We start from the raw sequence: 7569 nt of genomic DNA on the forward strand, positions 1-7569 counted from the left end.
CTTAGTATATTTTATATTTTTATTTACTGAAATAAAGTTTCTTTGAAAATAATTTCACGCTCGGAATGATTATATTCTATTTTCAGTCCGTAGGGCAAAATACATTTTGGATAGGCATGACCGAAATTTATATTATAAAGTATCGGGAGCTCGTGATTATCCACGATTTTACATAAAATATCCTTGTATTCATTATAATAAGTTTCATCCATAGGTTTTCCGACAATAATAGCATTTACGACATCGAATACTCCTTTTTCTTTCAGAGCCGTCAGCATTTTTTCGTATTCCTCGGGAGATGATTTTACTTCGGCAGTTTCTATAAACAGTATTTTTCCTTTCCATTCATCTTTTGACGGAAATATTTTATATTTTTCACATATTTCTTTCTGCTCGTTAAATCTGTCTCCGGATATGACATTATAAAGAGACTCTATACATCCTCCCAATAATTGTCCACTAAAAATCTCATTTCCCTGAAGCAGTTCAAAACCTTTAGTTTCTTTATGGGAAATTCTCGGAATTCCTAAAGATTTTTCTGAAAAATCTTTTCTCTCTTCATACCATACATCACTCGAAGTTATTTTATTTAATGGACTTCCTGAATAAATGTTCCAATATTTTAGTGTATAAGGAAGCATTTCATCATCAAGTTCAGCAATATCGGTCAGAAAAGCGGGACCGTAAAAACTCTGCATACCGAGTCGATGAAACATAAGATGATGTACAGTGGTATCCGAGTATCCTGTAAACAGTTTCGGATTTTCCTTTACAGATTTTATAAATTCATCGTCTTCCATGAGATATGGAAAAATTTTATAGCCGTCAACTCCCCCTATGGCAGAGAGTATCCCTTTTATTTCAGGATTTATAAAAGCTTCTTTTAAGTCTTTCGCTCTTTTTTCAGGGTGCTCTTCTATATATTTTATCCCTTTTAAGGAGTTAGGCATAAAAATGACTTTAAATCCCATTTTTTCCAGTCTTTTTACCCCGATTAATATTTCATGATTGCAGAATTCTTCTCCGATAACTCCCCTGGATAAACTGACTACGGCAATAGTATCCCCTTTTTTTAATGGCTTCGGTTTATTCATAATTTTCACCCCGTTTGTTTATTTCATAATATTATATCATAATATCAAATAGATAATAATAGAAACAGAAAAAAATATTAGAATTAAATAATATAAATATTTTATTCTTTATAAGTATCACATCTTTTAAACCAGCCTTCCAGCCATTTTTTTTCATTTCTTGAAGGATCTGAATTGTCCACTCTTCTTTGAAGAACGAATTTTGCCGAATTACTGAATTCCACTAAGGCAGCTTTTTCGGAACCTGTCCCTTTCATATTTTCCAAAACCTGAAGTAGTCCCCAACCTTGCCCTTTATATCTTTCATCAGGATTTGTACCTTCTCCTTTAAAGTTTACATAATCTATAAGAGGATACAGACCGTTAGGGGAGTTTGCAATTCTGTAAAATTGTTTTCGGACATTTTCCTTATTTGTCGAGGCTGTCAACATTTTATCGAGGGAAGCTTCCAGTCTTTTAAAGATAAATTCTATCTGAATATCTTTTGTTTTGTATAGAAATTCGGTCAGTTCCTCTATATCTTTATTTTTTTGATTTTTCAGTTTCATAAGTTCTTCTCTGCCTGACCATGGTGCGTATCTATTATTTTCCAATATTTTAGGCAGTTTTATATTTTTTGATTTGAAATATTCTACTAATGGAGGAAAGCTTTCTTCAAATATTCCTTTTTCTTTTTCTTTATACCAAATAAAATGTCCTATTCCCAATGAAGGAAAATTTTCTCCGGTGTTCCAGTACACGAGGTTATCTTTTACACCGCCTGCTTCATTTTTAAAGACTTTGTCGGCTACTATGTCCAGTTCTTTCTTTGAAATAGTAATATCGGCTTTTTTTGTTACCGATTTAGTAACGGAAGATTTTTTCGGAATATTTTTTTGTGATGTGTTTCCATAAGCATTGAATAAAGTGATTATCACTGAGATAGTTACAAGAGATTTTCTCTTTATTTTCAATTTTGACATTCCCAAATCCAAATTTTTCATTTTTATTCCTCCTCATAAAATTAAGTTTTTATTTTATATTTTACCATATAAAATATGAAAAAACAGTTTTATATCAAAAAAATTTCTTGACTTTTTCTTATCGCAACAATACAATGGTATTACTAATTTTATAAATAAAAAATTAAATCATAACTATTATTGAATATCGAAAAGGGGCTGTCTCATAAAGTAAATAAAATTACTAAATCATAAATTCTACATATTTTACTATATTTATAAAATCAATAAAAATAATATCTGTTGATTTTTAAAAATATATAACATTTGTGTTAGTAAAATTATTTTTGACTTATGAGACATCCTCATAGCGTAAAATATAAAAAATCAAAATTCTGATAAATCGAAACCCAAAAAGGAAAAATAAAAATGAAAATAGAAAAAGCCGCTAAAATTGAGAATTTTTTTATGTTGGATACAGTTTCATTGGCAAAAGAACTGCTCGGGAAGCTGATAATTGTAAAAAATGCAGGTAAAATATTGAGCGGATATATAGTTGAAACGGAAGCATACTTGGGAGTAATAGATGAAGCATGTCATGGATATAAGGGAAAAAGGACACCTAAAGTGGAAGCTCTTTATCAGAAAGCAGGTACAGTCTATATTTACACAATGCACACTCATAAAATGCTGAACATAGTTTCATGTGAAAAAAACAATCCGCAGGCAGTATTAATAAGAGGAATTGAACCTCTAAAAAACAGGGAGATAATGGAAGAAAACCGAAGAAAAACAGGTGTCATCGTGAGTAATGGACCGGGAAAGCTTACAAAAGCAATGGGAATAAATGATAAGTTCAATATGTCGGAAGTAAAAATCATAAGTAACGGGACTTATTTAAAAAAAGCAGATAAAAATACAGATAAAAGTAAAGTAAATAAAAAACTGATATATGAAAATATAATAAAAAAGAGTATAATAAAAGAAAATACAATATATTTAGATTTTAATGATGCCAAAAACCCTGAAAAAATAGAAATCAGTCCAAGGATAGGAATTCCAAATAAAGGAAAATGGACAGACGAATTACTCCGTTTTTATGTGGCAGGAAATAAATATGTATCGGGAATGAAAAAAAGTGAATATACTGATAAATGCTGGAAGAGCGACGATTGAAATAGAAAAAATTTAAAAAATCATAGAGAAATCTAATATTTATGAGTTATACTTTATTAAAATTTATAGAAAATGTGAAAGAAATACGAAATAATACAAAATATAAAAAATGAAGCTGTTTTATTTCAAATATTATAGCTTTTCATATTAAAGTGTCAAAAGATACTAAATCAAAATATCAAATCGGATTTCGATTTCTATATTAATTAAATTATTAAATTACAAAGAAAGGAGTTGTATGAACTGACGTATAATTTATGTGTTTAATATACATTTTGAGTACGAGTCATACAGGAAAAGATGAAAAATAAAATCAAAGTTTTAATTGTTACAGTGTTATGTATTTTAGCATTATCATGTGGAGGAAATTCAGGAAAAAGCGGAAAAGTTGTATTTGAGTCCGAAGACAAGAAAATAAAGGTCTACGAATCGGAGCTGAATTATGAGCTTCAGAGAAATCTCGATGCTGTAGGGGCAGAACTGAAAGATGTACCTAAAGAACAGCTTGAACAGATGAAACTGAACATTATAAAAAGTATTGCAACTGCGAGAGCTTTTGCTCTCAAAGCGGCTGAGAAAAAACTTGACAAGGATAAAAAATATACAGAAGGTCTTGAAATTACGAAAGAAAACTTCCTTGCATCGGTTGCTATGATGGATAGATTAAGCTCAGTAAATGTAACGGATGATGAAGCTAAAAAAGTATACGAAGCAAACAAGGCAAATTTTGAAAGACCTGAAGATGCTGTAAGATTACAACTAATTGTTACTCCTGCGAGTGAAAAAAACAAAGCTGAAGAAGCATTAAAAGAAGCAAAGGCAAATCCTGCAAAATTTGGAGATATTGTAAAGAAATATACAGGGGCACAAAACGGTTCTGCCGGAGAAACGGAAGTAATACCTATGTCAGCTCTTGCTGAAAAATATGCTCCAATAAGTGAAGCCGTAAAATCCGCTCAAAGTGGTCAGATTATTGACAGTGTTATTGTTGTAGGAGAGGAAGCCTATGTAGTAAAAGTTTTGGAAAAATATCCTAAAGGCGTTGAGGCTTTCGATAAAGTGAAAGATGAAATAAAAGCACAAATGAAAGCTGCTAAAAGACAGGAAGAAAGTCAGAAATATCTTGAAGATATAACAAGAGAATTTAAACTCGACAAAATAACAAAAGAAACAGTTAAACTACCTGAAGAGAAAAAATAATAGATTTTTAAATATATAAGATTTTGAGAGGGAAATTATGATTAAGAAGAGTTATTTTATAATGCTGTTGATGGCTACAGCAGTCATATCCTGTACATCCGGAGATCCCTATGAAGGAAGCTCGGGAAGTTCAAACAATGTTGTAAGAGCGAGAAATCAGGGGACAAATACAAGTGGAAACAGCAGTAATACAAATAAAGGAAATACACCTAAAAATACTCCGAAAAATAATGCAGGCGGAGAAGTAGATAACAAATTTGACGCTACCGATGAAAAAATAGTCGCCTTTATAGACCAGAAAGTATATGAGGACGCAGCCCAGATTAAACAGGTAACGATAGACAGTTTGAATAAATTACTGAAAGAAAAAAATATAAGAATGACAAAAAGAGAATTTTTGGCAAGAACTTATCAAATTATAAGAGATAATAATATGAATTCCTTTTATTTAGCTGCCGGAAGATTACTGAACCAATTGAAATGATAACTTATAGTAAAGAGGAGGAACATATATGAAGTTTCTAAAACTTTTGTTGGTTTTGACAGTAATTGCGGTTATTTCTGCTTTGGGAGGAGTAATTTTTTCAAATAAAATAATTACTTATATGACAAAAACTGATAATTCAAGATTTGAAAATTTAAGGTATTCAATAGCAAACGGAGAAATTTCATTTGATAATTTTGTGCTGAACGGGGAAAAATTAGGAAAAGGAAAAGCAAAAATCAGATTTACACGAGGAGGATTTTTAGGAATTATTCCAAAAATGAAACTGACTTCGTTAGAACTTCAACAGATAGATATGAATATCGTATATAATGCTCCTGACCAGCAGATAGATACTTTTATTCAAAAGATTAATATTCCTCAGGAAAATCCGAAAGCTATAAAAACTACTGAAAGCTATATTAAGGAAACTGCCGGAAAAATAGACATCCTGAATAAAGATATAGACAAATTTTTTGCCGACAGGAAAATAAAAATAGATATCGTAAATCGAATAAAGCAGGAATACATAGGAACGACGGATTTAAAAACTAAATCACAAAAATTGACTGAACTTAACAAAGAATTACAAATTCTCATTGGAGAAATCAATAGTGAAAAAACGAAGATAAATAAGGAAATAGCAGATATTGAGATTGAGAGAAATATAATGCTTGAGAATATTTCTGAAGATTTACTTAAGCTTGAAAAATTAATATCTCTAAATGATATACAAAATATAAATTCATATATATTTCTTGAGAAAGGAAAAGAGATTTCAATTTCTCTGAATAAATCGCTGAAAGCAGTAAAATTTATAAAAAAAATAAAAAATAATTTGAAACTTTCTGTTTCGGATATTTCGATAAATAATGGAGAAATAGTTTTCAATGGACTGGAAAAAGGAAATAAGACTGTAAAAGGTGAAGTGATAATAAATAATAATATAAAAGCCAATATCTTTGAAAATGAAAAGGGATATGAAATTATTTATAATGGAAACGATCTTACACTGAAAACTCTATTTGGAGATAAAATAAATACGGACATAGAGTATATAAAACAGGATTTACTCCAAGGAAAGTCTTTAAATCTAATTTCTGAACTGTCTCTTGAAAATAATAATTTTAGAAATTTAAATAAAACTGTATTATCCGAAGACGATAAAAAATTATTGACTGAAAAAATAAATAATATGAAATCTACCCGTTATAATGAAATAATGACACAATATCAGGAACAGACAAAATCTGTAGAAAATATGATTAGCGGTATTTATGAAAAAGGAAATAAACTTGATAAATTTCAGAGAGAACTGCTTTCTTTGAATACAGTCATTAATATCAGTGATTTTGAGAGTAATATAAATCAGGGTGGAATAACTTCGGAAACGGAAAAACCGAAGGAAATTCTAAATAATGATGAGAATACGAGTACAGATTCTTCAGCTCAGAAGAGTGCTAAAGATATTACAAAAGAGTTAAATAAAATATTCAGATAAATAAAAAGGTTATATATGAGACTTGATAAATTTTTAAAAATAACGAGAATAATAAAAAGAAGAACAGTAGCGAAAGAATTGGCAGATAATGGAAATATTTCAGTAAACGGAGAAGAAAAAAAATCTTCGTACAATATAAAAAAAGGAGATATTCTTGATATAAAATATTTCAATAAAAATATAAAAGTATTGATTAAGGATATTCCTCCTGAAAATTTGAAAAAAGATTTTGTAGAAGAATATATTGAACTTATAAATTAAAAAGATAAAATATTTTTTTTAATTGAAAAATTGGATAAAAGCCCGTAAAATTTGAATACAAAGTAAAATTATTTAATTATCTTCATCAAATTTTTTAAAAAATAATATTTTTTCACTTGTTTTTTAAAAATAATGAGGTATAATAATTGTAAAGAAAACACATCTTATTTTACAAGGAGAAGCGTATGAAAATAACAGATATCAGACTCAGACTCGGAAGAGGTTCTGAGGAAGGCGGAAAGTTAAAAGCATATGTAGACATTACATTTGATGAAAGCTTCGTTGTACACGGGTTAAAAATTATTGAAGGGCAAAATGGACTTTTTGTTGCAATGCCTTCAAGAAGAATGCCTAACGGAGAGTTTAAAGACATAGCTCACCCAATTACTCCGGAATTGAGATCCGAATTAACAAGAGTAATTTTAGAAAGTTATGAAAAAGAAAATGTAGTAACCGAATAAGTACAAACTTAATTCTGAATTTACAATATTGATAACTTATTTTAATGCCTACAATGGAAAAATAGAGTTGTTTCAAAATAGAAAAAAATACAATTTTTTATGGATTTATATTAAAAAATTTTCTATTTTTGAAATAACTCTTTTTTATTTAATTTCATCTTAAAAAAAGTGTTTTTTCAAATGTTATTAAGAAACATTTTAAAATAAAAAAATATTTTTTAAAAATTAGGCTTATTTTTAAAATAAGAGTAGATAAAAAGGAAAATCTAAGGTATATTAGTGAAGTAAATTTATTAAATAAAATCACATACAAAATTAATATAACGGTTGTTTTTAAAAAATAAGAATAAATAGGAGGAGAAATGAAAAAAAGTATATTATTTTTAATGAGTTTAGTTGCAGTATCATCAGTAAGTTATTCGGCACCAAAACAAAGTCTGGAACAAAGTCT

The 7569-nt window shown here is 28.9% G+C and carries 8 protein-coding genes; 6 read left to right on the forward strand and 2 right to left on the reverse strand.

The annotated features are described in order from the left end of the window. Positions 1-23: 23 nt before the first annotated feature. Positions 24-1094: a S66 family peptidase gene (locus ACO5J6_RS06875; protein WP_485642963.1), complete on the reverse strand. Its 1071-nt coding sequence runs from the start codon at positions 1092-1094 to the stop codon at positions 24-26. A 101-nt stretch (positions 1095-1195) separates the two neighbouring features. Next, on the reverse strand, positions 1196-2077 hold the full coding sequence (locus tag ACO5J6_RS06880; RefSeq protein WP_485642964.1) for a hypothetical protein: 882 nt from the start codon (positions 2075-2077) through the stop codon (positions 1196-1198). A gap of 387 nt (positions 2078-2464) precedes the next feature. On the opposite strand from ACO5J6_RS06880, the gene ACO5J6_RS06885 reads away from it, so the two are divergent. The 6 genes from ACO5J6_RS06885 (at position 2465) to spoVG (ending at position 7118) form a co-directional block, all read left to right on the forward strand. Beyond that, entirely contained in the window at positions 2465-3211 is a 747-nt protein-coding gene (locus ACO5J6_RS06885; protein WP_485642965.1) for a DNA-3-methyladenine glycosylase, read from the forward strand. Positions 3212-3511: 300 nt separating this feature from the next. Further along, complete coding sequence (locus ACO5J6_RS06890) at positions 3512-4411, forward strand: peptidyl-prolyl cis-trans isomerase (RefSeq protein ID WP_485642966.1); 900 nt, start codon at positions 3512-3514, stop codon at positions 4409-4411. A 37-nt stretch (positions 4412-4448) separates the two neighbouring features. Next, a complete protein-coding gene (locus ACO5J6_RS06895) occupies positions 4449-4895 on the forward strand; it encodes a hypothetical protein (RefSeq protein ID WP_485642967.1) in 447 nt (148 codons plus the stop codon). A gap of 28 nt (positions 4896-4923) precedes the next feature. Further along, positions 4924-6396 carry a hypothetical protein gene (locus ACO5J6_RS06900; protein WP_485642968.1) on the forward strand — a complete coding sequence of 491 codons (1473 nt, stop codon included), beginning with the start codon at positions 4924-4926 and terminating at the stop codon, positions 6394-6396. After that, positions 6397-6657 carry an RNA-binding S4 domain-containing protein gene (locus tag ACO5J6_RS06905; RefSeq protein ID WP_485642971.1) on the forward strand — a complete coding sequence of 87 codons (261 nt, stop codon included), beginning with the start codon at positions 6397-6399 and terminating at the stop codon, positions 6655-6657. 185 nt (positions 6658-6842) lie between these two features. Then, on the forward strand, positions 6843-7118 hold the full coding sequence (spoVG, locus tag ACO5J6_RS06910; RefSeq protein WP_485642969.1) for a septation regulator SpoVG: 276 nt from the start codon (positions 6843-6845) through the stop codon (positions 7116-7118). Positions 7119-7569 lie beyond the last annotated feature (451 nt).

It is taken from the genome of Pseudoleptotrichia sp. (assembly GCF_057270515.1).